2 protein-coding genes are annotated in these 1,494 nt (G+C 36.1%); one reads left to right on the top strand and one right to left on the bottom strand.

The features are described from left to right. Positions 1-550: hypothetical protein (locus BGP77_RS02855; RefSeq protein WP_146171174.1), on the bottom strand; the 550-nt coding region annotated here is incomplete at its 3' end. Between the two features lie 126 nt (positions 551-676). Here BGP77_RS02855 and BGP77_RS02850 point away from each other — a divergent pair. After that, a partial coding sequence (locus tag BGP77_RS02850; protein WP_146171173.1) for an acyltransferase occupies positions 677-1,494 on the top strand: 818 nt, incomplete at its 3' end.

Genomic DNA, 1,494 nt, shown 5'->3' with positions numbered 1-1,494 from the left:
TGTGAGATTTTGCAAAGAACTTTTCCAGCTCTACGTCGTCAATCATGTTCTTGTTCCATGGCGCCCAGGTTGAAACGTTTTTTTCACCTTGCAGCTGAAATAGAAAAGTAGAATATCTGTCGATATGGTATGGCGTTATACTTTTTGGTGAAGCTAAAAATAAGTATAAAGTAGAATCGGTTATATCAGTTCGCAACAATTTAGCGAATTGATCGATCTCAGCTTTAACTTCGCCAAATACTTTTGAAAGCTTATTATCAACTTCAGGACTTCTTACCATAACAAAGGAATCGGATGTCTCAAATTCATCCATTGCTGTTTCCAGTGCCATGTTAATGCCATGATCTTTGTGAGCATTATCTAAATTGGCGGTAATTTTAACCTTACTCGAACTTGCGTAAACCTGTTCTTCTGGCAATCTCAGAATGAGTTTTTTTAGCTCACCTAACTGCAATTCACTTTCTGTGGATAAGTTATGTTTAAACTTAAATGACTGCTGGTTAAACAATTTATTGTTTTCTTTGCCAACATCGATAATGCGATTCTCCATAGCACTGGTCTTCCTTTTTATTTATAATCCTTTGCTTTCCTATATTGAATACCGACCAATCATTCTCAAAGATAAACACCAAAAATAAGTTTGTAGAATAGTGTTTACCAATAAGGAAATCTAGCGATGAATATTAGTAAAATAAATGAACTAACATCGCTGCGGGGCATAGCCGCAATTTCAATTGTCATTCATCATTTCTTTCTATCAATTTCACCTGATCTAGGCGTTCGTGTTACAGGTTTGACTAACTATGTTAGTCAAAGTTACTTATGGGTAGATATGTTTTTTCTACTCAGCGGATTTGTCCTAACGATTCGATATCATAACAGGCTGACGTTGCAACCATACGATATAAAGAACTTTGTTCTCGCTCGCTTTGCTCGAATATACCCTTTGCATTTTGTTATTTTAGTTTTGTTTTTAATAATAGAAGTCGTCAAATACCAGAATAACGGGGAGTTCTTGAACTCTCCGAATTCCTTTCCAGATTTAATGAGAAATCTGTTCTTGCTTCAGGGCATTCAGTTCGATTATTTACATACGTCATGGAATCATCCTTCGTGGTCTATCAGCATTGAATGGTTTTCCTATCTTTTGTTTCCCATTATTTTAATTATTGCATCAAAAAACCATTTCACTATTTCGCTGACTCTTACCGTATGTTCCATTCTGTTTATTTATATAGTTAGCAATATTACCGAATATGAACTTGATGTTACCGGCATTCTTGGTCTAGTACGGTGTATTTCTGAGATGGTCATCGGTTCAATTCTAGCAATAATTATTCATCGTATGTCTTTAAAATTGCGTTCGCTAATCAGTCACCCTGGGGTCACTCTCTGTGTTGTTATAGCTCTTTTTACAGGTATGCATTTCGATTGGTCAGACCTGATTATTGTCCTGATCATGGCTACACTGATCGCGATTTTAGGTTGTTCCGG

Source organism: Saccharospirillum sp. MSK14-1 (assembly GCF_003054965.1).
Taxonomy (GTDB): domain Bacteria; phylum Pseudomonadota; class Gammaproteobacteria; order Pseudomonadales; family Natronospirillaceae; genus Saccharospirillum.
Note: the sequence above shows the minus strand (reverse complement) of the source record. Positions and strands in the feature narration are given on the sequence as shown.